Genomic DNA, 22898 nt, shown 5'->3' on the forward strand with positions numbered 1-22898 from the left:
GCGCCAGGAAGCCCACCGGCGCCAGGAAGCCCACCGGCGCCGGGAAGCCCACCGGCGCCAGGCAACCGGCAGGCCGTGGGGCGGGGCCCTATTCGAGGAAGCCGAAGCGCATGGCGCTCGTCACGGCGGCCGTCCGGTCGTCGACCCCCAGCTTCCCGAAGGCCCGCAGCAGATGGGTCTTCACGGTGGACTCGCCGATGAACAGCCGGCGTCCGATCTCCGCGTTCGTACAGCCCTCGGCCACCAGGCGCAGCACCGCGGTCTCCCGCTCGGACAGGCGGGGCCGTTCCGGCCTGGTGCGGAGCTGGTCGACCAGCCGGGCGGCGACGGACGGGGCCAGAACCGTCTCGCCCCGCGCCGCGGCCCGTACGGCGTCCGCCAGTTCGGCGCGCGGCAGGTCCTTCAGCAGATACCCCGCCGCCCCGGCCTCCACCGCCCGCAGGATGTCCCGGTCCGTCTCGTAGGTCGTCAGCACGATGATCCGGCAGGGCAGCCCGGCCCGCGTCATCCGCGCGATCGCGTCGACGCCCCCTCCCTCGGGCATCCGCAGGTCCATGAGCACGATGTCGGGCCGGAGTTCGGCGGCCAGCGCCTCCGCCCGTGGACCGCTGGACGCGTCGGCGACCACCTCGAGATCGGGCTCGGCGCTGAGCATCGCCCGCAGCCCTTCGCGGACGACGGGATGGTCGTCGGCGAGGATGATCCTGATCACACGTCACTCCCGGGAACGGGCAGACACACGGTGACGGTCGTGCCGTCGCCCGGCGCACTGCGGATCACAGCGGTACCGCCCGCCTCGGCGGCCCGCGCGCGGAGCCCGGTGAGCCCGTATCCGGCGGTCGGCAGGGCGGGGTCGAACCCGCGGCCGTCGTCGCGTACGGCCAGGGTCAGCGAGTCTGCGGTGTAGGCCAGGGTGACCGCGACGTCGGGTGAACTCCCGGCGTGCTTGCGGGTGTTGGCCAGTGCCTCCTGGCAGGAACGGAGGATCACCACCTCGGAGGCCGCGGGCAGTGGGCGTACCCGGCCCCGGATGTCGACCTCCGCGTCATGGCGGGCGGCCAGCCGGCGCAGCGCGTCGGGCAGCGTGGCGCCGTCCAGGTCGGCGGGCGCGCCCCCGGTGACCAGGGCCCGCGCCTCGGCGAGGTTCTGCCGGGCGGTCGCCTCCATCAGGGCCAGATGGCGGCGGGCCCGCGAGGGATCGTGGTCGAGTTCGGCCTCGACGGCCTGGACCAGCATCAGCAGGCTGGTGAAGCCCTGGGCGAGCGTGTCGTGGATCTCCCGGGAGAACCGTTCGCGCTCGGCCAGCGCCCCGTGCGCGGCCGAGAGCCGGGCGACCTCGTGCCGGCTGGCGTCCAACTCGGTGATCAGCGCGGCCCGTTCCCGACTCTGCTCCATGACGCGGATGATCCAGCTGCCCATGGCCGTCGAGAACACGAGCGTGACCACGGCGAAGACCGAGTTGAAGAAGAGGTCCTGGCCCTCGGGGCGCCACAGCAGGGCCCAGCCCCCCACCGGCGCGATGTTGACGACGGTCGTGGCCGTCAGGGCACGGCGCAGCCGCAGCGCCATGAAGCACTGGGGGATGAGCGCGAAGGTCATCAGGCGGGTCTCGCCGACCAGCACCCCGGGAGGCAGGAACAGCAGGACCGCGCCCGCGATGTAGCCGAGGGCCCGTCGCCCATCGGGCTCGCCGGACGTGAGGACGGGGCGTCCGACCAGCAGGTACCAGGGGATCAGCAGCAGGAGCAGCCCGCCGGCCGCGAGACGGACGTGCCACCCCGGGTGGGCCGTGCCGAGCACGAACACCAGGGTGGCCACCCACACGATCGCGAAGTACGAGTCCCAGAGCCGGAAGGAGAGTTCCCAGGTGTTCGAGGCGCGGGCCCCGCCAGGCGCCGGATCGGTTCGGGCTCCCTCCGGAACGGGCCCTGTTCGCGCTTCGTCCGGCACCGGACCCGGCCGTGCCCCGCCCGGCGCGGGACGCACGGGAGCCCCGTCCGGCGCCGGTGCGGGACGAGTCCCCTCCGGCACCGGTCCGGGGCACGCGGCCGGAGTTCTCATCCGTCGCGCCGGCTCTTCCAGCGGAAGGTCAGCAGACACAGCAGCAATCCTCCGACGCACCAGGCTCCGAGCACCAGGGCGACCCGTCCGAACTCCCAGTCGCCCGCCTGCTCCAGGACCCTGGCCGAGTCGGGCAGGAACACCCCGCGCAGCCCCTGGCACATCCATTTGAGGGGGAACAGGGCGCCGATGTTCAGCATCCAGTCCGGGATGGTGTCGACGCTGATGTAGACGCCGGAGATGAACTGGAGGACCAGGAAGGGCAGGACGACCACCGACGAGGCGCTCTTGCCCGACTTCGGGACCGAACTGATCGCGATGCCGAGCAGGGCGCAGGCCGTCAGGCCCAGGATGAAGATCCAGCCGAAATCCGCCCACTTGCCGGGGTCCGAGGGCAGGTCGACGTCGTACAGCGTGGTGCCGACGCCGAGCAGGATCGCCGTCTCCAGGGCGCCGGTCACCAGGACCAGCCATATCTTCCCGAAGAAGTACGCGGCCGGCGGCATCGGTGTGCCGCGCAGCCGGCGCAGCACCTTCTCGTCCCGTTCGATCGCGATCGAGATGCCGAGGGACTGGAAGCTGGTCGACATGATGCCCGCGGCCATCATCGCCGGGACGTACAGCTGGGAGGCGGTGATGCCCGCGCCCTCCACGTCGTCGCTGAAGATCGACGCGAACAGGAACAGGAACACCACCGGGAAGGCGAAGGTGAACACCACCTGGTCGCGCTGCCGGAAGAACTGCCTGATCTCCAGAGCCCCGCGCCGCAGCCCCAGCCCCCAGACGCCGGGCAGCCCCTCGCTCGTGGTCCCCGTGCGCGGGCGCACCTCGGTCGTGGTCATCGCGCGTCCTCCAGGCCGGTCAGTCGCAGATAGACGTCTTCCAGGGTCGGGCGGCTCACCCTGAGCCCGGGGATCTCCCCGTCGAAGCGGTGGATCAGCTCGCCGACGGTCCGGGTGGGCGTCTGCGTGCGCTCGCTGCGCGGGCTGCCGTCGGACTCGGTCCATTCGACGGTGGCCTCGGTACCGAAGCGCTCGCGCAGCGCGGCCGGTTCGCCCTCGGCGACGACCCGGCCCCGCGAGATGACGGCCAGCCGGTTCGCGAGGGCCTCCGCCTCCTCCAGGTAGTGCGTGGTCAGGAGGATGGTCGTGCCCTCGTCGGCCAGCCTGCGGATCAGCTCCCAGAACTGCCGTCGCGCCGCCGGGTCGAATCCCGTGGTCGGTTCGTCCAGGAGCAGCAGTTCGGGGCCGCCGATGACACCGAGGGCCACGTCGAGCCGCCGTCGCTGACCGCCCGACAGGGACTTGATCCTGCTGCCCGCCTTCTCCTCCAGGCCGACCAGGCCGATGACTTCCCCGGGATCACGGGGATTCGGGTAATAGCGGGCGAAATGCCGCACTGTCTCGTCCACCGTCAACTCGGCGGGCGCGGATTCGTCCTGCCAGACGATTCCGACCCGTGAGCGCCACGCGCGCGTGGCCGTCGCCGGGTCCGAGCCGAGCACCGAGACCTCGCCCGCGTCCCGCCGGCGGTTGCCCTGGAGGATCTCCACGGTGGTGCTCTTGCCCGCGCCGTTGGGTCCGAGCAGGCCGAACACCTCGCCCTTCCGGATGCCGAGATCGATGCCGTCCACGGCGGTCACGTCCCCGTACTGCTTGCGCAGCCCCCGTACGTCCACCGCGAGTCCGTCCGCGTGTGTTGTCATGCCGACGAGCTTCCCCCCGAACCGAACGCTCCGGGACGGCCTTGCGTACCTTCTTATGTCCACCGAACGGTGGACAAGCGGGCGGGTGCGGCACAATGAGCCTGCCCGCAGGCCCCTTCGAAGCAACGGAAACGGCGTGATGAGCGAGACCACAGTCAAGGACGTCCCGACCGACCAGGAACGCTCCGCGGCCGTGCGGACGGCCGGCGGCAGCCGCGCCCTCGCCCTGCTGCTGGTGATCACGGGCGCGGCCGGTCTCCTTGCCGCGTGGGTCATCACGATCGACAAGTTCAAGCTGCTGGAGGACCCGGGCTTCGTCCCCGGCTGCAGCCTGAACCCGGTCGTCTCCTGCGGCAACATCATGAAGAGCGACCAGGCCGCGGTCTTCGGCTTCCCGAACCCGATGCTGGGCCTCGTCGCCTACGGCATCGTGATCTGCGTCGGTGTGAGCCTGCTCGCGCGGGCCACCTTCCCGCGCTGGTACTGGCTGACCTTCAACGCGGGCACGCTCTTCGGCGTCGCGTTCTGCACCTGGCTCCAGTTCCAGTCGCTGTACCGGATCAACTCGCTGTGCCTGTGGTGCAGCCTGGCCTGGGTCGCCACGATCATCATGTTCTGGTACGTGACCTCGTTCAACGTCCGCAACGGCTTCCTGCCCGCCCCGCGCTGGACGAAGGCCTTCCTCGGCGAGTTCACCTGGGTCCTGCCGACGATGCACATCGGCATCATCGGGATGCTGATCCTGACCCGCTGGTGGGACTTCTGGACCCGCTGACACTCCCGCGGGGATTGTCGGTGCGGTGACATAGGGTTCCTGACGTGGAGCCCGACCTGTTCACCGCCGCGGCAGAAGAACGCCAGGAAAAAGACCCGTCCGGAAGTCCCCTGGCCGTTCGGATGCGTCCGCGCACCCTCGACGAGGTCGTGGGCCAGCAGCACCTCCTGAAGCCGGGCTCGCCCCTGCGCAGACTCGTCGCCGAGGGTGCGGGCGGCCCGGCAGGACCCTCCTCGGTGATCCTCTGGGGCCCGCCGGGCACCGGCAAGACGACCCTCGCGTACGTCGTCTCCAAAGCCACCCAGAAGCGTTTCGTGGAGCTCTCCGCGATCACCGCGGGCGTCAAGGAGGTGCGCGCGGTCATCGACGGCGCCCGCCGTGCCACCGGCGGCTTCGGCAAGGAGACCGTCCTCTTCCTGGACGAGATCCACCGCTTCAGCAAGGCCCAGCAGGACTCCCTGCTCCCGGCCGTGGAGAACCGCTGGGTGACGCTGATCGCCGCGACCACCGAGAACCCGTACTTCTCGGTGATCTCCCCCCTCCTCTCCCGCTCCCTGCTCCTCACCCTGGAACCGCTCACCGACGACGACCTGCGCGGCCTGCTGCGCCGGGCGCTCGCCTCCGCGCGCGGTCTCGCGGACGCCGTCGCGCTGCCCGAGGACGCCGAGGGGCACCTGCTGCGGATCGCCGGCGGCGACGCCCGCCGCGCCCTGACGGCCCTGGAGGCCGCGGCCGGCGCGGCCCTCGACAAGGGCGAGCCGGAGATCACCCTCCAGACACTGGAGGAGACGGTCGACCGCGCCGCCGTGAAGTACGACCGCGACGGCGACCAGCACTACGACGTGGCGAGCGCGCTCATCAAGTCCATCCGCGGCTCCGACGTGGACGCCGCCCTGCACTACCTGGCCCGGATGATCGAGGCGGGCGAGGACCCCCGCTTCATCGCCCGCCGCCTGATGATCTCCGCCAGCGAGGACATCGGCCTCGCCGACCCGAACGCGCTGCCCATAGCCGTCGCCGCCGCCCAGGCGGTCGCCATGATCGGTTTTCCCGAGGCCGCGCTGACCCTCAGCCACGCGACCATCGCCCTGGCCCTGGCCCCGAAGTCCAACGCCGCGACCATGGCGATCGGCGCCGCCATGGAGGACGTCCGCAAGGGGCACGCCGGTCCGGTGCCGACCCATCTGCGCGACGGGCATTACAAGGGCGCCGCCAAGCTCGGGCACGCCCAGGGGTACGTGTATCCGCACGACCTGCCCGAAGGCATCGCCGCCCAGCAGTACGCGCCCGAGGAGCTCCAGGGCCGGGAGTACTACGCGCCGACCCGGCACGGCGCCGAGGCGCGCTACGCCGACGCGGTGGAGTGGACCAGGAAGCACCTCGGTCGAGGGCGTTCCTGAGCACCCTGTAGGATGACTCGAAGCGCTGCGTCCCGTGTCCGGCTCCGGTCGGCACCACCAGAACGGGACATCCAGCCGGAGCCCCTGCCGTCACGGGGGGATTCCAGGAGCGTCGCGCACCGTCGAAGGTGTCGCGGGCAACCCACCACCACCCGGAATTCCGGGACCGGTCGGTGGGTCACTCGCGTGCTGCACGTATGTGCCCAGACCCAGGAGCGGCTGCCCGCCCCGTCCCCGTGGTTCGCCACGTCGGCGAGGAGGGTTTCCCGGGCTGCGGATTGCGACCTCCCCTAACCCTGGTGAAGCCGTATTCGCATCAGAGACATGAGGTGTTTGGTTCATGCCGAACCAGTCCCGCCCCAAGGTCAAGAAGTCGCGTGCCCTCGGCATCGCGCTGACCCCGAAGGCCGTCAAGTACTTCGAGGCCCGCCCCTACCCGCCGGGCGAGCACGGCCGTGGCCGCAAGCAGAACTCGGACTACAAGGTCCGTCTGCTCGAGAAGCAGCGTCTGCGCGCGCAGTACGACGTGTCCGAGCGCCAGCTCGTCCGCGCCTACGAGCGTGCCGCCAAGACGCAGGGCAAGACCGGTGAGGCCCTGGTCATCGAGCTCGAGCGTCGTCTCGACGCCCTGGTCCTTCGTTCGGGCATCGCCCGCACGATCTACCAGGCCCGTCAGATGGTCGTCCACGGCCACATCGAGGTCAACGGCGCCAAGGTCGACAAGCCTTCGTTCCGTGTCCGTCCCGACGACGTCGTGATGGTCCGCGAGCGCAGCCGCAGCAAGACGCTGTTCGAGGTCGCCCGTGCCGGTGGGTTCGCCCCCGACGGTGAGACCCCGCGCTACCTCCAGGTGAACCTCCCGGCCCTGGCGTTCCGCCTGGACCGTGAGCCGAACCGCAAGGAGATCCCGGTGATCTGCGACGAGCAGCTCGTCGTCGAGTACTACGCCCGCTGATCTTCCTTCGGCGGACGTGGCACCACCTGCGCGTCAGTGTCAGCCCGTCGTCTCCCCGCCCTTCGCGGTGGGCGAGACGGCGGGCTTTCGCATGTCCGGGGGCAGCCTGCGCGGCGACGGCACCGCCTCCAGCGGCGGAGCCCCGGCCCCGCCGAGCGCGCGGGCGACCGCCGCGTCCTGCCCGAGCAGCTCCCCCGCCCGCAGGCACTGCGCGTACCGCTCGTCGCCCAGCCGTTGCCGGGCCAGGGCGGCGCAGCGCTCGTGCGGCGCGTTGTAGTACGCCGAACCGAACAGCGGCAGGCCCACCGACGGCCACATCCGCGACGCCGCCCCTTGGAGCAGCGCGGCCTCCGCGGGATCTCCCTCCACCGCGGTGACCAGGGCGAGCAGCTCGACCGCGAGGACGGCGCCGAGCAGATCGTGGAAGGTGTGCGCGATGGTGAGGCCCTGCTCCAGGAGGTCCCGGGCGCGCGCCTGGTCACCCTCGACCTGGGCCTCGTACGCCAGCACGTACAGCGCGTATGCCAGCGCCCAGCGCTCCCCGTGGTCCTCGCAGACCCGGCGGACGTCCTCGCACAGCCTCACCGCGCCCGGCAGGTCGCCCTGGAAGGCGAGCGCCATCGCCAGTTCGACCTGACCCATCAGGACATTGCTGTTGAGTTCGCCGATCTCGTGATAGCGGTCCAGCGCCGAGCGCAGCAGGGTCTCGGCGCGGGCCATGTCGTCCGTGACCAGGGCCAGACAGCCGGTGCGATGCTCGGCGTACGCGACCGCGACGGCGTTCTCGGAACGTTCCGCCTCCTCGCGGCACTCCTGGAGCGCGGACAGCGCGGGCACCGAGTCGCCCTGGAGGACCGCCACGTAGCCCAGCACCCACAGGGCCTTGAGCCGCGACTGGTCACGGTCGCCGTCGAGTTCGACGCTGCGCTCCAGCCAGTGCCGGCCCTCCGAGAGCCGGCCGCAGCCGACCCAGTAGAACCACAGGGCGCCCGCCAGGTACTGGCCCAGATGCGCGTCGTCCGGCTCGGTCAGCGAAAACTCCAGGGCGCACCGCAGATTCGGCAGCTCCGTCTCGACCCGGGCCGCCACCTCGCCCTGCCGCGGCGAGAACCAGTCCAGCTCGCACCAGGTGGCCAGGCCCATGTACCAGTCGCGGTGCCGGCGGCGCAGCCGCTGCGCGTCGCCCGTCGCCGCCAGCCAGTCGGCGCCGTAGGCCCGGACCGTGTCCAGCATCCGGTAGCGGACACCCGCCGCCGTCTCCTCGCGCGAGAGCACCGACTGCGCGAGGAGTTCCCCGAGGACGTCGAGGACGTCGTCGGCGGGCAGGCCGTCCCCGCTGCACACGTACTCGGCGGCTTCCAGGTCGAACCGCCCGGCGAACACCGACAGCCGTGACCACAGGAGCCGTTCCTTCGGAGTGCACAGCTCGTGGCTCCAGCCGATCGCCGTCCGCAGCGTCTGGTGCCGGGGCGGCGCGTCACGCAGACCGCCGGTCAGCAGCCGGAACCGGTCCTCCAGCCGGGCGAGCAGCTGCGCGGGGGAGAGGGTGCCGAGGCGGCCCGCCGCCAGTTCCACGGCCAGCGGGATCCCGTCCAGCCGCCGGCACAGCTCCTGTACGTCGGACCGGTTGCCCTCGTCCAGCGCGAACCCGGGCACCCGGGCCGCCGCCCGGTCCGCGAACAGCTCCGTCGCCTCCGCCGCGCCCAGCGGGGCCAGCGGGAACACCCGCTCGCCCCCGATGCCCAGCGGCCGGCGGCCGGCGGCCAGCACCCGCAGCCCGGGCGACCGCCGCAGCAACTCGCCCACCAGGGAGGCGCTCACCTCCACCAGGTGCTCGAAGCCGTCCAGGACGAGCAGGAGCCGGCGCCGGGCGAGATGGGCGAGCAGTACCTGCCGCGGCGACTTCGCGGTGTGGTCCGTGAGCCCGAGGGCCTCTAGCACCGCGTACTCGACGAGTTCCGGGTCGTGCACCGCGGACAGGTCGACACGCCACACCCCGTCGCGTACGTCCGTCCGGGCCGCCGCGTGCGCCGCGAACCGCGACTTGCCGACACCTCCCACGCCGGTCACGGTGACCAGGCGGACCGCCTTCAGTGCCCCGGTCAGCCGGGCGAGTTCGGTGGAGCGCCCCACGAACGCGTCGAGTTCCAGGGGCAGATTGCCGGGTTCCGCGGGACGGGAGCGCCGAGCGCGGTGAGAACGCTGCATGAGATACGGAGCGTACTGACCCGCTGGCGCTCCGTACAATCGCTTCGGGCGACTCCACGCTCCGGAGCCGATTAATGCGGTACGGAGCGGCCGCCCTGGCGCGATAGGGTCGGGGGACGACTTTTCGATGTTCAGGCAGTCAGGGAGCGGGTGCGACAGTGACCGGTGGCGAGGTGGCCGGGATTCTGGTGGCGGTCTTCTGGGCGATCCTGGTGTCCTTCCTCGCCGTCGCGCTGGCGAGGCTGGCCCAGACGCTCAGGGCGACCACCAAGCTCGTGGCGGACGTGACCGACCAGGCCGTCCCGCTCCTGGCCGAGGCCTCCGTGGCGGTCCGCTCCGCGCAGACGCAGATCGAGCGCGTCGACGCCATCGCCTCGGACGTCCAGGAGGTCACGTCGAACGCGTCCGCGCTGTCGACGACCGTCGCCTCCACGTTCGGCGGCCCGCTGGTCAAGGTCGCGGCGTTCGGCTACGGCGTGCGCCGGGCCATCGGAGGCCGTCGTGAGAATGTGCCCGACAAGGCGCCCCGGCGTAGCGTGATCGTGGGTCGCACCGTCCCGTCCGCGCGGCGGGGAAAGCGGAAGAAGGACTGACGCAGCGATGTTCCGCCGTACGTTCTGGTTCACCGCAGGCGCAGCCGCGGGTGTATGGGCCACCACCAAGGTCAACCGCAAGCTCAGGCGGCTGACCCCCGAGAGCCTCGCGGCGCAGGCCGCCAACAAGGCGATCGACGCGGGTCACCGGCTCAAGGAGTTCGCGCTCGACGTCCGCGACGGGATGGCCCAGCGGGAGGCCGAACTCGGCGAGGTGCTGGGCCTGAACCACGGCCCGGACACCGAACTGCCCCCGCAACGCAGGATCGCCGCGATCGGCGACCACGAGCGGCCGGGCAGCGACAAGCAGATCAAGTACATCGAGAACACGACGTACACGTACAACCGGAATGAGGACCACTGATGGAGTCGGCTGAAATCCGCCGCCGCTGGCTGAGCTTCTACGAGGAGCGCGGTCACACCGTCGTCCCTTCGGCGTCGCTCATCGCGGACGACCCGACTCTGCTCCTGGTCCCCGCCGGCATGGTGCCCTTCAAGCCGTACTTCCTCGGCGAGGTCAAGCCGCCGTGGTCGCGCGCCACCAGCGTGCAGAAGTGCGTGCGCACGCCCGACATCGAAGAGGTCGGCAAGACCACGCGGCACGGCACGTTCTTCCAGATGTGCGGCAACTTCTCCTTCGGCGACTACTTCAAGGAAGGTGCCATCACCTACGCCTGGGAGCTGCTCACCACGCCCCAGGACAAGGGTGGTTACGGGCTCGACCCGGAGCGCCTGTGGATCACGGTCTACCTCGACGACGACGAGGCCGAGACCATCTGGCGCGACAAGATCGGCGTCCCGGCCGAGCGCATCCAGCGCCTCGGCAAGAAGGACAACTACTGGTCCATGGGCGTTCCCGGCCCCTGCGGTCCGTGTTCCGAGATCAACTACGACCGCGGTCCCGAGTTCGGCGTCGAGGGCGGCCCGGCCGTCAACGACGAGCGGTACGTGGAGATCTGGAACCTGGTCTTCATGCAGTACGAGCGCGGCGAGGGCACCTCGAAGGAGGACTTCGAGATCCTCGGCGACCTGCCCAGCAAGAACATCGACACGGGCCTCGGCCTGGAACGCCTCGCGATGATCCTGCAGGACGTGCAGAACCTGTACGAGATCGACACCTCGATGGCCGTCATCAAGAAGGCCACCGAACTGACCGGGGTCGCGTACGGCGCCACCCCGGAGTCCGACGTGTCGCTGCGCGTGGTCACCGACCACATGCGCACCTCCGTGATGCTCATCGGCGACGGCGTGAGCCCCGGCAACGAGGGCCGTGGCTATGTGCTGCGCCGCATCATGCGCCGCGCCATCCGCAACATGAGGCTGCTCGGTGCCACCGGTCCGGTCGTCAAGGACCTCGTCGACGTCGTCATCGAGATGATGGGCCAGCAGTACCCGGACCTGGTCAGCGACCGGCAGCGGATCGAGACCGTGGCCCTCGCCGAGGAGGCCGCCTTCCTCAAGACGCTGAAGGCCGGCACGAACATCCTCGACACGGCCATCACCGACACCAAGGAGACCGGCGGCACGGTCCTCGCCGGCGACAAGGCGTTCCTGCTCCACGACACCTGGGGCTTCCCGATCGACCTCACCCTCGAGATGGCCGCCGAACAGGGCCTCTCGGTGGACGAGGACGGCTTCCGCCGGCTCATGAAGGAGCAGCGGGACAAGGCCAAGGCCGACGCCCGTGCCAAGAAGTCCGGCCACGCCGACCTCGGCGCCTACCGCCAGATCGCCGACGCCGCCGGCGAGACCGACTTCATCGGCTACGACCGCACCGAGGTCGAGTCGACGGTCGTCGGCATCCTCGTCGACGGAGTCTCCTCCCCGGCCGCCACCGAGGGCGACGAGGTCGAGATCGTCCTCGACCGCACCCCGTTCTACGCCGAGGGCGGCGGCCAGATCGGTGACACCGGCCGCATCCGGGTCGACACCGGTGCCGTCATCGAGATCCGCGACTGCCAGAAGCCCGTCCCGGGCGTGTACGTCCACAAGGGCGTCGTCCAGGTCGGCGAGGTCACCGTAGGCGCCAAGGCCCAGGCCACCATCGACGCACGCCGTCGTACGGCCATCGCCCGCGCCCACTCGGCCACCCACCTGACGCACCAGGCGCTGCGCGACGCCCTCGGCCCGACGGCCGCCCAGGCCGGTTCCGAGAACCAGCCCGGTCGCTTCCGCTTCGACTTCGGCTCCCCGTCCGCCGTCCCGACGGCCGTGATGACCGACGTCGAGCAGCAGATCAACGAGGTGCTCGCCCGCGACCTGGACGTGCACGCCGAGATCCTGAGCCTGGACGAGGCGAAGAAGCAGGGCGCCATCGCCGAGTTCGGCGAGAAGTACGGCGAGCGCGTCCGCGTCGTGACCATCGGCGACTTCTCCAAGGAGCTGTGCGGCGGCACCCACGTGCACAACACCTCCCAGCTCGGCCTGGTCAAGCTGCTCGGCGAGTCGTCCATCGGCTCCGGCGTGCGGCGCATCGAGGCCCTGGTCGGCGTCGACGCGTACAACTTCCTGGCCCGTGAGCACACGGTCGTCGCCCAGCTCCAGGAACTGGTCAAGGGCCGCCCGGAGGAGCTTCCGGAGAAGATCTCCGCCATGCTCGGCAAGCTGAAGGACGCCGAGAAGGAGATCGAGAGGTTCCGCGCGGAGAAGGTCCTCCAGGCCGCCGCCGGTCTCGTCGAGTCCGCCAAGGACGTCGGCGGCGTCGCCCTGGTCACCGGCCAGGTCCCGGACGGCACGGGCGCCGACGACCTGCGCAAACTGGTCCTCGACGTGCGCGGCCGCATCCAGGGCGGACGGGCCGCCGTCGTGGCCCTGTTCACCCTGTCGGGCGGCAAGCCGCTGACGGTCATCGCCACCAACGAGGCCGCCCGTGAGCGCGGTCTCAAGGCCGGCGAGCTGGTCCGGGCCGCCGCCAAGACCCTCGGTGGCGGCGGTGGCGGCAAGCCGGACGTCGCCCAGGGCGGTGGCCAGAACCCCGCCGCTGTCGGCGACGCCATCGACGCGGTGCAGCGCCTCGTCGCCGAGACGGCCAAGTAAGGGCCGCGGACATGCGCAGAGGACGTCGGCTCGCGATCGACGTCGGAGACGCCCGGATCGGGGTCGCCTCGTGCGACCCCGACGGGATCCTGGCGACACCGGTGGAGACGGTCCCGGGACGTGACGTCCCGGCCGCCCACCGCCGGCTCGGGCAACTCGTCGAGGAGTACGAGCCGATCGAGGTCGTCGTCGGACTCCCTCGCTCTCTCAAGGGGGGCGAGGGTCCCGCCGCGGTCAAGGTCCGTGCCTTCGCGCAGGAGCTCGCGAAGGGGATCGCGCCCGTGCCGGTGCGGCTCGTGGATGAGAGGATGACCACGGTGACGGCCGGTCAGGGGCTGCGGGCCTCCGGCGTGAAATCGAAAAAGGGCCGGTCCGTGATCGACCAGGCCGCCGCGGTCATCATTCTGCAGCAGGCCCTGGAATCCGAACGGGTGTCAGGTCGGTCGCCCGGCGAGGGCGTCGAAGTGGTCATGTGATCGCGGTACGGTAACGTTCCGCCCGATGCGATGGTGTTCGAACAGCACTCGCACAGCACAGAGGCGGACGGAGCCGAGCCACACGAGCCGGCGGCTGCCGGCTCGCGGCTCGTAGGGGATCGATGACTGAGTATGGCCGGGGCCCAGGCTCCGAACCGTGGCATCCGGAGGACCCGTTGTACGGGGACGGCGGATGGGCCGGACAGGCCGCTGACGGCCAGTCCGGCTACGACGGCGGCCAGCCGCAGCACTATCCGCAGCAGCAGGGCGACTGGGGCAACCGGCAGCAGTACCAGGGCCAGCCGGGGCAGTACCAGGACCAGGGCCGGCAGCCGTACCAGGACCAGCAGCAGTACCCCGGCCAGTACCAGGGTCAGGGTCAGTACCAGGGCCAGCAGCAGTACCCCGGCCAGGGGAACCCGCAGTACACGGACCAGGGGCAGGGGTACGGCGGCCAGGGCGGGCAGCAGTACCCCGACGGCGGCTGGAACACCGGGGCACAGCCCCAGGTCCCGTACGCCGTGGACCCGAACGACCCCTACGCGGGCCAGTACACCGGTCAGCAGCCCGACTACTACGGCACCCCGGACGCCTATCCGCCGCCCGAGCCGCCCGCCCGGCGCCGCGCGGAACCCGAACTCGAGCCCGAGCCCGAGCCCGAGCCGGAGTCGAAGCAGGACTGGGACCCGGGACCGGACCAGGGCGAGCACGCCTTCTTCGCCGGTGGCGACGACGACGATCCCGAGGACGACGACGAGCCGAAGGGCCGCCGGGGCCGCGGTGACCGCAAGGGCAAAGGCAAGGGCAAGGGCGGCGGCAAGGACAGGAAGCGCCGCAGCGGCTGCGCCTGCCTGGTGGTCGTCATGGTCTTCGGAGGCGGTCTCGCCGGAGTCGGATATCTCGGATATCACTACTACCAAAATCGTTTCGGCGCGGCTCCCGACTTCGCGGGCGAGGGCACGGGTCAGGTCTCCGTCATCATCACCAAGGGTGAGACCGGTTACAGGATCGGCCAGAAGCTCAAAGAACTCGATATCGTCAAGAGCGTCGACGCGTTCGTCTCCGCTCAGGCCGAGAACCCCGACGGCAAGAAGATCCAGGCGGGCGCCTACCTCCTGCGCAAGGAGATGTCCGCGGAGAGCGCCGTCGCGTTGATGCTCGATCCCAAGAGTCAGAACAACGTCACCGTGCGCGAAGGCCTGCGCAATGCCGAGGCGTACCAGCAGATCGACAAGCAGCTCCAGCTCCCGGCCGGCACCACCGCCAAGGTCGCGAAGAAGCAGTACAAGAGCCTGGGACTCCCCAGTTGGGCGAACACCAACGACGACATAAAGGATCCGCTGGAAGGATTCCTCTACCCGGCGACGTATCCAGCGGCCAAGGGCATGAAGCCGGAGGCCGTGCTGAAGAGCATGGTCACGCTGGCCAAGAAGAAGTACGCCGCGATGGAGCTCGAGGCCAAGGCGAAGAAGTTCAAACTCGAGGACCCGCTGCAGGTGATCACCGTGGCGAGCCTGGTCCAGGCCGAGGGCAAGACGCCCGACGACTACCGCAAGATGGCCGAGGTCGTCTACAACCGGCTGAAGCCCACCAACACCGAGACCAACCAGAAACTCCAGTTCGACTCGTCCTTCAATTACCTGAAGGGCCAGAGCAAGATCGACATCAGCGAGTCCGAGATCAACAGCAATCCGGACCCGTACAACACGTATTACCACAGGGGTCTGCCGCCCGGCCCGATCGGAAATCCGGGCGCCGACGCCTTCAGGGCGGTGTTCAACCCCACGAAGGACGGCTGGATGTATTTCGTGGCGACCGACGGTCAGAGCAACACGGAATTCGCCAAGACGCTGGCCGAGTTCGAGAGACTCAAGGACAAGTTCAATGCCAGCTCGGGCAACTGACGCTCGCCGGGCTGCCGTGCTCGGTTCGCCGATCGCGCACTCCCTCTCCCCGGTGCTGCACCGTGCCGCGTACCGGGAGCTGGGCCTGGACGACTGGTCCTACGACCGTTTCGAGGTGGACGAGGAGGCACTGCCGGGGTTCTTCGAGGGCCTCGGGACCGAGTGGGCGGGACTGTCGCTGACCATGCCGCTCAAGCGGGCCGTGATTCCCCTTGTCGACGAGCTCAGTGAGACGGCGGCCTCGGTCGAGACGGTCAACACCGTCGTGTTCGCGAAGGACGGGCGACGCGTCGGGGACAACACCGACATCCCGGGGATGGTCGCGGCGCTGCGCGAGCGGGGGATCGAGCAGGTCGACTCGGCCGCGATCCTCGGCGCCGGCGCCACCGCCTCCTCGGCGCTGGCCGCCCTCGCGCGGATCTGCACCGGCGAGGTCGTCGCGTACGTCCGCAGCGAGGAACGGGCCGCCGAGATGCGGCACTGGGGCGAGCGGCTCGACGTCGAGGTGCGCACCGCGGACTGGGCGGACGCGGAACAGGCGCTGCGGGCCCCGCTGGTGATCGCCACGACTCCGGCGGGGGCCACGGACGCGCTGGCCGGCGCCGTCCCGGAGCGCCCCGCGACCCTCTTCGACGTGCTGTACGACCCCTGGCCGACCGAACTGGCGGCGCGCTGGTCGGCGTACGGCGGAGCGGTGGTCGGCGGACTCGACCTGCTGGTGCACCAGGCGGTGCTCCAGGTCGAGCTGATGACCGGACGGAGTCCGGCCCCCGTGGGCGCCATGAGAAAGGCCGGCGAGCACGCGCTCGCCTCCCGCTAGGATCCGCTGAGTTCCGCAGGGGGCGGAGCGCGTCGCAGGGGGAGTCAGGTACATGACTAAAGGGTTCGTCGGAGTGCCGCTGGCGTCCGCGAGGACCGAGATCTTCGAGTTCGTCGTACGGCTGATGCCCGCCTGGGTGCAGCTCACGGTGCTCGCGCTGGTCGTGCTCTGCCTCGTCGGCTCCTGGATCGTGAAGCTCGTGCGCAAGATCCGGTACCGGCGTGCCGTGCGGGCGGGGGCGCCCGTGCACGCCGCGGCGCGGTACGGGCAGGGGCGCGGCGCGGACCATCTGGGCGCGTACGCCCCGCAGCGGGACCGGCTCCCGCCGGCCCCCGCACCGGCCGGGCCCAGCGGTGCCGACTTCCTCGGCGCCTACGCTCCGGGTCAGGGCCAGGGGCAGGACGCCGCGCGCTGAGCCCGCCGGCGGTGTCCCGCCGTCCCGCCTGATGGACCTGCGGCCGGTTCCCGCTCCCGAACGTGGGAGGATCGGACATGGCGGGCCAGGGCCGCGCACCCGGTCGCGCCGTCGCCGTACGCGAGGACGCGTGTACGCAGCAGCAGTACCAGGGCGCGAGCATGAGGAGCACCGTTGAGCAGGTTGCGCTGGCTGACCGCGGGGGAGTCCCACGGTCCCGCACTCGTCGCGACGCTGGAGGGTCTTCCCGCCGGCGTCCCGATCACCACGGAGATGGTGGCGGACCACCTCGCCCGGCGGCGCCTGGGTTATGGACGCGGTGCCCGGATGAAGTTCGAGCGCGACGAGGTCACCTTCCTCGGCGGCGTCCGGCACGGCCTGACCCTCGGCTCCCCGATCGCCGTCATGGTCGGCAACACCGAGTGGCCCAAGTGGGAGCAGGTCATGGCGGCCGACCCGGTCGCCCCGGAGATCCTCGCCGACCTCGCCCGCAACGCCCCGCTGACCCGCCCCCGGCCCGGTCACGCCGACCTCGCCGGCATGCAGAAGTACGGCTTCGACGAGGCCCGCCCGATCCTGGAGCGCGCCTCCGCCCGCGAGACCGCGGCCCGTGTCGCGCTCGGCGCGGTCGCCCGCTCGTACCTGAAGGAGACGGCCGGGATCGAGATCGTCTCCCACGTCGTCGAGCTGGCCGCCGCCAAGGCCCCGTACGGCGTCCTCCCGACCCCCTCCGACGTCGAGCGGCTGGACGCCGACCCGGTGCGCTGCCTCGACGCGGACGCCTCGAAGGCGATGGTCGCGGAGATCGACCAGGCCCACAAGGACGGCGACACGCTCGGCGGAGTCGTCGAGGTGCTCGCGTACGGCGTACCGGTGGGCCTCGGCTCGCACGTGCACTGGGACCGTCGTCTCGACGCCCGGCTCGCGGCGGCCCTCATGGGCATCCAGGCCATCAAGGGCGTCGAGGTCGGCGACGGCTTCGACCTGGCCCGGGTGCCCGGCTCCCAGGCCCACGACGAGATCGTCCACACCGAGGACGGCATCCGCCGCACCACCGGCCGCTCCGGCGGCACCGAGGGCGGACTGACCACCGGTGAGTTGCTGCGCGTCCGCGCCGCGATGAAGCCGATCGCCACCGTGCCGCGCGCGCTGGCCACCATCGACGTCGCCACCGGCGAGGCCGCCAAGGCGCACCACCAGCGCTCCGACGTCTGCGCGGTCCCGGCCGCCGGCATCGTCGCCGAGGCCATGGTCGCCCTGGTCCTGGCGGACGCCGTGGCCGAGAAGTTCGGCGGCGACAGCGTCCCCGAGACCCGCCGCAACGTGCGGAGCTACCTCGAGAACCTGGCCATCCGGTGACCGCCCCCCGGCTGGTCCTGGTCGGCCCCATGGGGGTCGGCAAGTCCACGGTGGGCGCGCTCGTCGCCGAGCGGCTCGGCTGCGCCTACCGTGACACGGACGACGACATCGTGGCCGCGCAGGGCCGCACCATCGCCGACATCTTCGTCGACGAGGGCGAGTCCGCCTTCCGCGCCATCGAGAAACAGGCGGTGTCCGAGGCGCTCGCCGGGCACGACGGTGTGCTGGCGCTGGGCGGCGGTTCGATCCTCGACCCGGACACCCGGGCGCTGCTCGCCGGTCACCAGGTCGTCTATCTCTCCATGGACGTGGAGGAGGCGGTGCAGCGCACCGGCCTGAACGCGGCCAGGCCGCTGCTCGCCGTCAACCCGCGCCGGCAGTGGCGCGAGCTGATGGAGGCACGCCGCTCCCTGTACACCGAAGTCGCCCGCGCGGTCGTGGCGACCGACGGCCGTACCCCCGAAGAGGTCACGCAAGCGGTCCTCGACGCACTGGAGTTGAAGGAAGCATGAGCGAGGCAGTGACCCGCGTCCAGGTCGGCGGCACCGCGGGAACCGACCCGTACGAGGTTCTGATCGGCCGTCAACTGCTGGGCGAACTCGGTGGGTTGATCGGCGCCAAGGCCAAGCGCGTCGCCGTGATCCACCCCGAGGCGCTCGCCGAGACCGGGGAGGCGCTGCGCGCCGACCTGGCGGAGCAGGGCTTCGAGACCGTGGCCATCCAGGTGCCGAACGCCGAGGAGGCCAAGACCGTCGAGGTGGCGGCCTACTGCTGGAAGGCGCTGGGCCAGTCCGGTTTCACCCGCACCGACGTCGTCGTCGGTGTCGGCGGCGGGTCCACCACCGACCTGGCCGGTTTCGTGGCGGCGACCTGGCTGCGCGGGGTGCGCTGGATCGCCGTCCCCACCACCGTGCTCGGCATGGTCGACGCGGCGGTCGGCGGCAAGACCGGCATCAACACCGCCGAGGGCAAGAACCTCGTGGGCGCCTTCCACCCGCCCGCGGGCGTGCTCTGCGACCTGGCCGCGCTCGACTCGCTGCCGGTCAACGACTTCGTCTCCGGGCTCGCGGAGGTCATCAAGACCGGCTTCATCGCCGACCCGGTGATCCTGGAACTCATCGAGTCCGACCCCGAGGCGGCCCGGACGCCCGAGGGTCCGCACACCGCCGAACTGATCGAGCGGTCCATCAGGGTCAAGGCCGAGGTCGTCTCCGGCGACCTGAAGGAGTCGGGGCTGCGCGAGATCCTCAACTACGGCCACACGCTCGCGCACGCCATCGAGAAGAACGAGCGCTACAAGTGGCGGCACGGCGCGGCCGTCTCCGTCGGCATGCACTTCGCCGCCGAACTCGGCCGTCTCGCGGGCCGGCTGGACGACGCGACCGCCGACCGGCACCGCACGATCCTGGAGTCGGTCGGTCTCCCGCTGAGCTACCGCTACGACCAGTGGCCCAAGCTCGTCGAGAACATGAAGGTCGACAAGAAGTCCCGCGGCGACCTGCTGCGCTTCATCGTCCTCGACGGTCTGGCCAAGCCCACCGTCCTGGAGGGCCCGGATCCGGCCGTCCTGCTCGCGGCGTACGGCGAGGTCGGGGAGTAACGGGCGGCACCCTCCTTCGGGGATTTGGTCCGAAGGGTCCCGGCTCGACCCGTTCGCCCCTCCCTGCCGGGCACTTCGCACGTTCCCCGGCCGTTCACACAACGGCGGCCGGGGAAGGTACCGTTCGGTAGCGACGGGACCGGCGTCCCGTCCGCCAGCGCTCATCGCCTGTACGAGACGGAGTGGCACCGGATGCAGCACGCAGTGGGGGCTCCGCTGCCGCCGCCCCACCAGCCGGGGCACGGACCGGCCGCCGGGTGGCCGCCGGCCGGACAGTATCCGGGGCAGCGGGGTCCCGCCCCCGCCCCGGGTTTCGCCGGGGCACCGGTGCCGCCCGGAGCCCCGCCCTCCCAGGCGCCGCAGCACCACCTGCCGCCCCATCAGACACCTCCGCAGCAGCCCCCGCACCCCGCTTCCGCGCAGCCGCCGCAGCACCGTCACGTGCCGCCCGCGCAGGACACCACCGGGCACGTGCAGCTGCCCCCGGGTGCCCCGGTGGCCATGCCGAGTCCACAGCCCGCCACGGGCTCCGATCCGGCGGCCACCACGCTCGCGGTGCTGCTCATCGGCCCCGCGGGAGCCGGGAAGACGAGCGTCGCCAAGTACTGGGCGGACCACCGCCGGGTGCCCACGGCCCACATCAGCCTGGACGACGTCCGCGAATGGGTGCGCTCGGGCTTCGCCGACCCCCAGTCGGGGTGGAACGACCATTCCGAGGCGCAGTACCGTCTCGCCCGCCGCACCTGCGGCTTCGCGGCCCGCAACTTCCTGGCCAACGGCATCTCCTGCGTCCTCGACGACGCCGTCTTCCCCGACCGCCCGGTCGTCGGCCTCGGCGGCTGGAAGCGGCACGTCGGGCCCGGACTGCTGCCGGTCGTGCTCCTGCCGGGCCTGGAGGTGGTCCTGGAGCGCAACGCGGAGCGCTCGGGGAACCGCAGGCTCAGCGACGAGGAGGTCGCGCGCATCCACGGCAGGATGGCCGGCTGGTACGGCTCGGGACTCCCGATCATCGACAACTCGCAGCTCGACGTGGCGGCCACGGCCCAGGTCCTGGACGACGTCCTCGCGAGGTCGATCGCCAGCCCGCCGCAGTGGTGAGCGGGCCCCGCGTCCACCCGTCCGGGCGCGGGCCTACCCGTCCGGCCCTCTGAACCGGCGGCATCCGTCCCGCGCTCGTACGCTCGGTTCATGTCAGAGGTGTACGCGACCCGCAGAGAGCGGCTCCTGGAGCGCAGCGAGGCGGGCGGCAGCGCGACCGCGCTCGTGACCCGCCCCGCCAACGTGAGGTATCTCGCCGGTGCGGCGCCGCACGGCGCCGTGCTCCTGCTCGGCGGTGGCGAGGACATACTGCTGTGCGCCGGCCCGCCGACCGGCGAGGCCGTGGAAGGACGCCCGGACGAGGCGCTGACCGTGCGGGTGCTCCCGCGGGCCGGGGGCGATCCGGCCGTCGCGGCCGCCGGCCTGGCAGCCGGCCGGGGCGCCGAGTCCCTCGCGGTCGAGGAACACCACCTGACCGTGACACGGCACCGCGCCCTCGGCTCGGTGGCGCCGCGGCTGCGCCTGGCCGACCTCGGCGGGGCGGTGGAACAGCTGCGCGTGATCAAGGACGAGGAGGAGATCTCCTGTCTGCGGACCGGTGCCGAGATCGCCGACCAGGCGCTCGGCGAACTCCTGGAGTCCATCCTCGTCGGCCGCACGGAGCGCCATCTCGCCCTGGAACTGGAGCGCCGGCTCGTCGACCACGGCGCCGAGGGTCCGGCCTTCGCCACCTCGGTCGGGACCGGCCCGAACTCGGGACGGCGCGGCCACCGGCCCACCGACCGGCGCGTCGAGGAGGGCGACTTCCTCTCCGTCTGTCTCGGCGCGACCTACCACGGTTACCGGTGTGAGATCGGTCGTACCTTCGTGATCGGCACCTCGCCCGCAGACTGGCAGATCGAGCTGTACGACCTGGTCTTCGCCGCCCAGCGTGCCGGACGGGAGGCCCTGGCACCGGGCGCCGCGTACCGCGACGTGGACCGTGCGGCACGTCAGGTACTGGACTCCGCGGGCCATACGGAAGGCCTTCCGCCGCTGACGGGGCACGGGGTCGGGCTCGAAATCGACGAGGACCCGCAGCTTGCCCCCGCAGCCATGGGTAAACTGGACGCTTGCGTGCCGGTCACCGTCGAACCGGGAGTCCACCTTCCGGGCCGGGGCGGTGTCAGGATCGATGACACGCTCGTCGTGCGCCCTGAGGCGGACGGCGGACCCGAGCTACTCACCATCACGACCAAGGAGCTGCTCGCGCTCTAGCTCTCGCAGCTGTGCGCGTGCGCCGGGGTCGTCCACGTCAGTCCAGGAGATTCCGCAACCGTGGCTTCCACGAACGACCTCAAGAACGGCCTGGTGCTCAAGCTCGACGGAGGCCAGCTCTGGTCCGTCGTCGAGTTCCAGCACGTCAAGCCCGGCAAGGGCCCGGCCTTCGTGCGCACCAAGCTGAAGAACGTGCTCTCCGGCAAGGTCGTCGACAAGACGTTCAACGCCGGCGTCAAGGTCGAGACGGCCACGATCGACAAGCGCGACATGCAGTTCTCGTACATGGACGGCGAGTACTTCGTCTTCATGGACATGGACACGTACGACCAGCTGATGGTCGACCGCAAGTCCGTCGGCGACGCCGCCAACTTCCTGATCGAGGGCTTCACGGCCACCGTCGCCCAGCACGAGGGCGAGGTGCTCTTCGTCGAGCTGCCGGCCGCCGTCGAGCTGGTCATCCAGGAGACCGAGCCGGGCGTCCAGGGCGACCGCTCCACCGGTGGCACCAAGCCCGCCACCCTGGAGACCGGTCACCAGATCCAGGTCCCCCTCTTCATCACCACCGGTGAGAAGATCAAGGTCGACACCCGCAGCAGTGACTACCTCGGCCGGGTGAACAGCTAACCGTGGCTGCCCGCAACACGGCCCGCAAGCGCGCCTTCCAGATCCTCTTCGAGGGCGACCAGCGCGGCGTGGACGTCCTGACGGTCCTCGCGGACTGGATCCGGCACTCCCGGTCCGACACCCGGCAGCCGCCGGTCAGCGAGTTCACGATGCAGCTGGTCGAGGGCTACGCCACCAAGGTGCGGCGCATCGACGAGCTCATCGCGCAGTACGCGGTCGACTGGACGCTGGACAGGATGCCGGTCGTCGACCGGAACATCCTGCGCCTCGGTGCCTACGAGCTGATCTGGGTCGACGAGACCCCGGACGCCGTGGTGCTCGACGAGGCGGTGCAGTTGGCGAAGGAGTTCTCCACGGACGAGTCGCCCTCGTTCGTGAACGGCCTGCTGGGCCGGCTCAAGGACCTGAAGCCGTCGCTCCGCCGCGACGAGGCCTAGCCGCCGGCCGGCCGAGGGACGTACGGAACGCCGGAGGGCCCGCAGCGATCGTGCTGCGGGCCCTCCGGCGTTCCTGTGCCTCCGCGGCCTTCGAGGCCCGCAGACGGCCGCCCGGGGGGGGGGGGGGCGGGGGGGGGGGGGGCCCCCCCGGGGGGGGTGTGGTTGTGGGGGGCGGGGGGGGGCGGCCCCCGCGGGGGGGGCCCCCCGGCCCCGGGGCGCCCGCCCGGCGCCC

Annotated in this window: 22 protein-coding genes; 17 read left to right on the forward strand and 5 right to left on the reverse strand. The window is 71.3% G+C overall.

Going from position 1 to position 22898, the window contains the following annotated elements; all coding sequences use genetic code 11:
• Positions 1-88: 88 nt before the first annotated feature.
• The 4 genes from ACFYW7_RS20935 to ACFYW7_RS20950 all read right to left on the reverse strand — a co-directional run bounded on the left by ACFYW7_RS20935 (position 89) and on the right by ACFYW7_RS20950 (position 3766).
• Positions 89-712 carry a response regulator gene (locus tag ACFYW7_RS20935; RefSeq protein ID WP_389504373.1) on the reverse strand — a complete coding sequence of 208 codons (624 nt, stop codon included), beginning with the start codon at positions 710-712 and terminating at the stop codon, positions 89-91.
• Positions 709-1950: a sensor histidine kinase gene (locus ACFYW7_RS20940; protein WP_389504375.1), complete on the reverse strand. Its 1242-nt coding sequence runs from the start codon at positions 1948-1950 to the stop codon at positions 709-711. Before ACFYW7_RS20940 ends, ACFYW7_RS20935 begins: the two co-directional genes overlap by 4 nt.
• A 107-nt stretch (positions 1951-2057) precedes the next feature.
• Entirely contained in the window at positions 2058-2903 is an 846-nt protein-coding gene (locus tag ACFYW7_RS20945; RefSeq protein ID WP_389504377.1) for an ABC transporter permease, read from the reverse strand.
• On the reverse strand, positions 2900-3766 hold the full coding sequence (locus tag ACFYW7_RS20950) for an ABC transporter ATP-binding protein (RefSeq protein ID WP_389504379.1): 867 nt from the start codon (positions 3764-3766) through the stop codon (positions 2900-2902). Before ACFYW7_RS20950 ends, ACFYW7_RS20945 begins: the two co-directional genes overlap by 4 nt.
• 139 nt (positions 3767-3905) lie before the next feature.
• Here ACFYW7_RS20950 and ACFYW7_RS20955 point away from each other — a divergent pair, with 139 nt between their 5' ends.
• The 3 genes from ACFYW7_RS20955 (at position 3906) to rpsD (ending at position 6896) form a co-directional block, all read left to right on the forward strand.
• Positions 3906-4541 (forward strand): vitamin K epoxide reductase family protein, encoded by a 636-nt coding sequence (locus ACFYW7_RS20955; RefSeq protein WP_389504381.1) that lies wholly within the window; start codon positions 3906-3908, stop codon positions 4539-4541.
• A 44-nt stretch (positions 4542-4585) separates the two neighbouring features.
• On the forward strand, positions 4586-5941 hold the full coding sequence (locus tag ACFYW7_RS20960; protein ID WP_389504383.1) for a replication-associated recombination protein A: 1356 nt from the start codon (positions 4586-4588) through the stop codon (positions 5939-5941).
• A gap of 340 nt (positions 5942-6281) precedes the next feature.
• Positions 6282-6896, forward strand: coding sequence for a 30S ribosomal protein S4 (gene rpsD / locus ACFYW7_RS20965; RefSeq protein WP_389504385.1), 615 nt, complete (start codon positions 6282-6284; stop codon positions 6894-6896).
• A 39-nt stretch (positions 6897-6935) separates the two neighbouring features.
• Here rpsD and ACFYW7_RS20970 read toward each other — a convergent pair whose 3' ends face one another.
• Positions 6936-9104, reverse strand: coding sequence for an ATP-binding protein (locus ACFYW7_RS20970; RefSeq protein WP_389504388.1), 2169 nt, complete (start codon positions 9102-9104; stop codon positions 6936-6938).
• 158 nt (positions 9105-9262) lie between these two features.
• On the opposite strand from ACFYW7_RS20970, the gene ACFYW7_RS20975 reads away from it, so the two are divergent.
• The 14 genes from ACFYW7_RS20975 (at position 9263) to nusB (ending at position 22666) form a co-directional block, all read left to right on the forward strand.
• Positions 9263-9697, forward strand: coding sequence for a DUF948 domain-containing protein (locus ACFYW7_RS20975; protein ID WP_389504390.1), 435 nt, complete (start codon positions 9263-9265; stop codon positions 9695-9697).
• Positions 9698-9704: 7 nt separating this feature from the next.
• The gene (locus ACFYW7_RS20980) at positions 9705-10061 is read left to right on the forward strand and encodes a DUF6167 family protein (RefSeq protein ID WP_389504392.1); all 357 of its coding nucleotides are present in this window, start codon (positions 9705-9707) and stop codon (positions 10059-10061) included.
• A complete protein-coding gene (gene alaS / locus ACFYW7_RS20985) occupies positions 10061-12733 on the forward strand; it encodes an alanine--tRNA ligase (protein ID WP_389504394.1) in 2673 nt (890 codons plus the stop codon). The genes ACFYW7_RS20980 and alaS overlap by 1 nt, the downstream gene beginning before the upstream one ends.
• 11 nt (positions 12734-12744) lie before the next feature.
• Positions 12745-13209 carry a Holliday junction resolvase RuvX gene (ruvX, locus tag ACFYW7_RS20990; RefSeq protein WP_389504396.1) on the forward strand — a complete coding sequence of 155 codons (465 nt, stop codon included), beginning with the start codon at positions 12745-12747 and terminating at the stop codon, positions 13207-13209.
• A gap of 122 nt (positions 13210-13331) precedes the next feature.
• Positions 13332-15113 carry an endolytic transglycosylase MltG gene (mltG, locus tag ACFYW7_RS20995; protein ID WP_389504398.1) on the forward strand — a complete coding sequence of 594 codons (1782 nt, stop codon included), beginning with the start codon at positions 13332-13334 and terminating at the stop codon, positions 15111-15113.
• Positions 15094-15933 (forward strand): shikimate dehydrogenase, encoded by an 840-nt coding sequence (locus tag ACFYW7_RS21000; RefSeq protein ID WP_389504401.1) that lies wholly within the window; start codon positions 15094-15096, stop codon positions 15931-15933. The genes mltG and ACFYW7_RS21000 overlap by 20 nt, the downstream gene beginning before the upstream one ends.
• A 52-nt stretch (positions 15934-15985) precedes the next feature.
• Positions 15986-16348 carry a hypothetical protein gene (locus tag ACFYW7_RS21005; RefSeq protein ID WP_389504403.1) on the forward strand — a complete coding sequence of 121 codons (363 nt, stop codon included), beginning with the start codon at positions 15986-15988 and terminating at the stop codon, positions 16346-16348.
• A gap of 174 nt (positions 16349-16522) precedes the next feature.
• A complete protein-coding gene (gene aroC, locus ACFYW7_RS21010) occupies positions 16523-17707 on the forward strand; it encodes a chorismate synthase (protein WP_389504405.1) in 1185 nt (394 codons plus the stop codon).
• 29 nt (positions 17708-17736) lie between these two features.
• Positions 17737-18219 (forward strand): shikimate kinase, encoded by a 483-nt coding sequence (locus ACFYW7_RS21015; RefSeq protein ID WP_389504658.1) that lies wholly within the window; start codon positions 17737-17739, stop codon positions 18217-18219.
• Entirely contained in the window at positions 18216-19307 is a 1092-nt protein-coding gene (gene aroB / locus ACFYW7_RS21020; protein WP_389504407.1) for a 3-dehydroquinate synthase, read from the forward strand. Before ACFYW7_RS21015 ends, aroB begins: the two co-directional genes overlap by 4 nt.
• Before the next feature lie 192 nt (positions 19308-19499).
• Entirely contained in the window at positions 19500-20405 is a 906-nt protein-coding gene (locus tag ACFYW7_RS21025; RefSeq protein WP_389504409.1) for a Pro-rich N-terminal domain-containing protein, read from the forward strand.
• A gap of 90 nt (positions 20406-20495) precedes the next feature.
• Positions 20496-21602, forward strand: a complete 1107-nt coding sequence (locus ACFYW7_RS21030) for an aminopeptidase P family protein (protein ID WP_389504412.1) — start codon at positions 20496-20498, stop codon at positions 21600-21602.
• A gap of 60 nt (positions 21603-21662) precedes the next feature.
• Positions 21663-22229, forward strand: a complete 567-nt coding sequence (gene efp / locus ACFYW7_RS21035; protein ID WP_081223344.1) for an elongation factor P — start codon at positions 21663-21665, stop codon at positions 22227-22229.
• A 2-nt stretch (positions 22230-22231) separates the two neighbouring features.
• Positions 22232-22666 (forward strand): transcription antitermination factor NusB, encoded by a 435-nt coding sequence (nusB, locus tag ACFYW7_RS21040; protein WP_389504417.1) that lies wholly within the window; start codon positions 22232-22234, stop codon positions 22664-22666.
• The last annotated feature ends 232 nt before the right edge of the window (positions 22667-22898 follow it).

This window comes from Streptomyces sp. NPDC002580, from assembly GCF_042889485.1.
Taxonomy (GTDB): Bacteria; Actinomycetota; Actinomycetes; order Streptomycetales; family Streptomycetaceae; genus Streptomyces.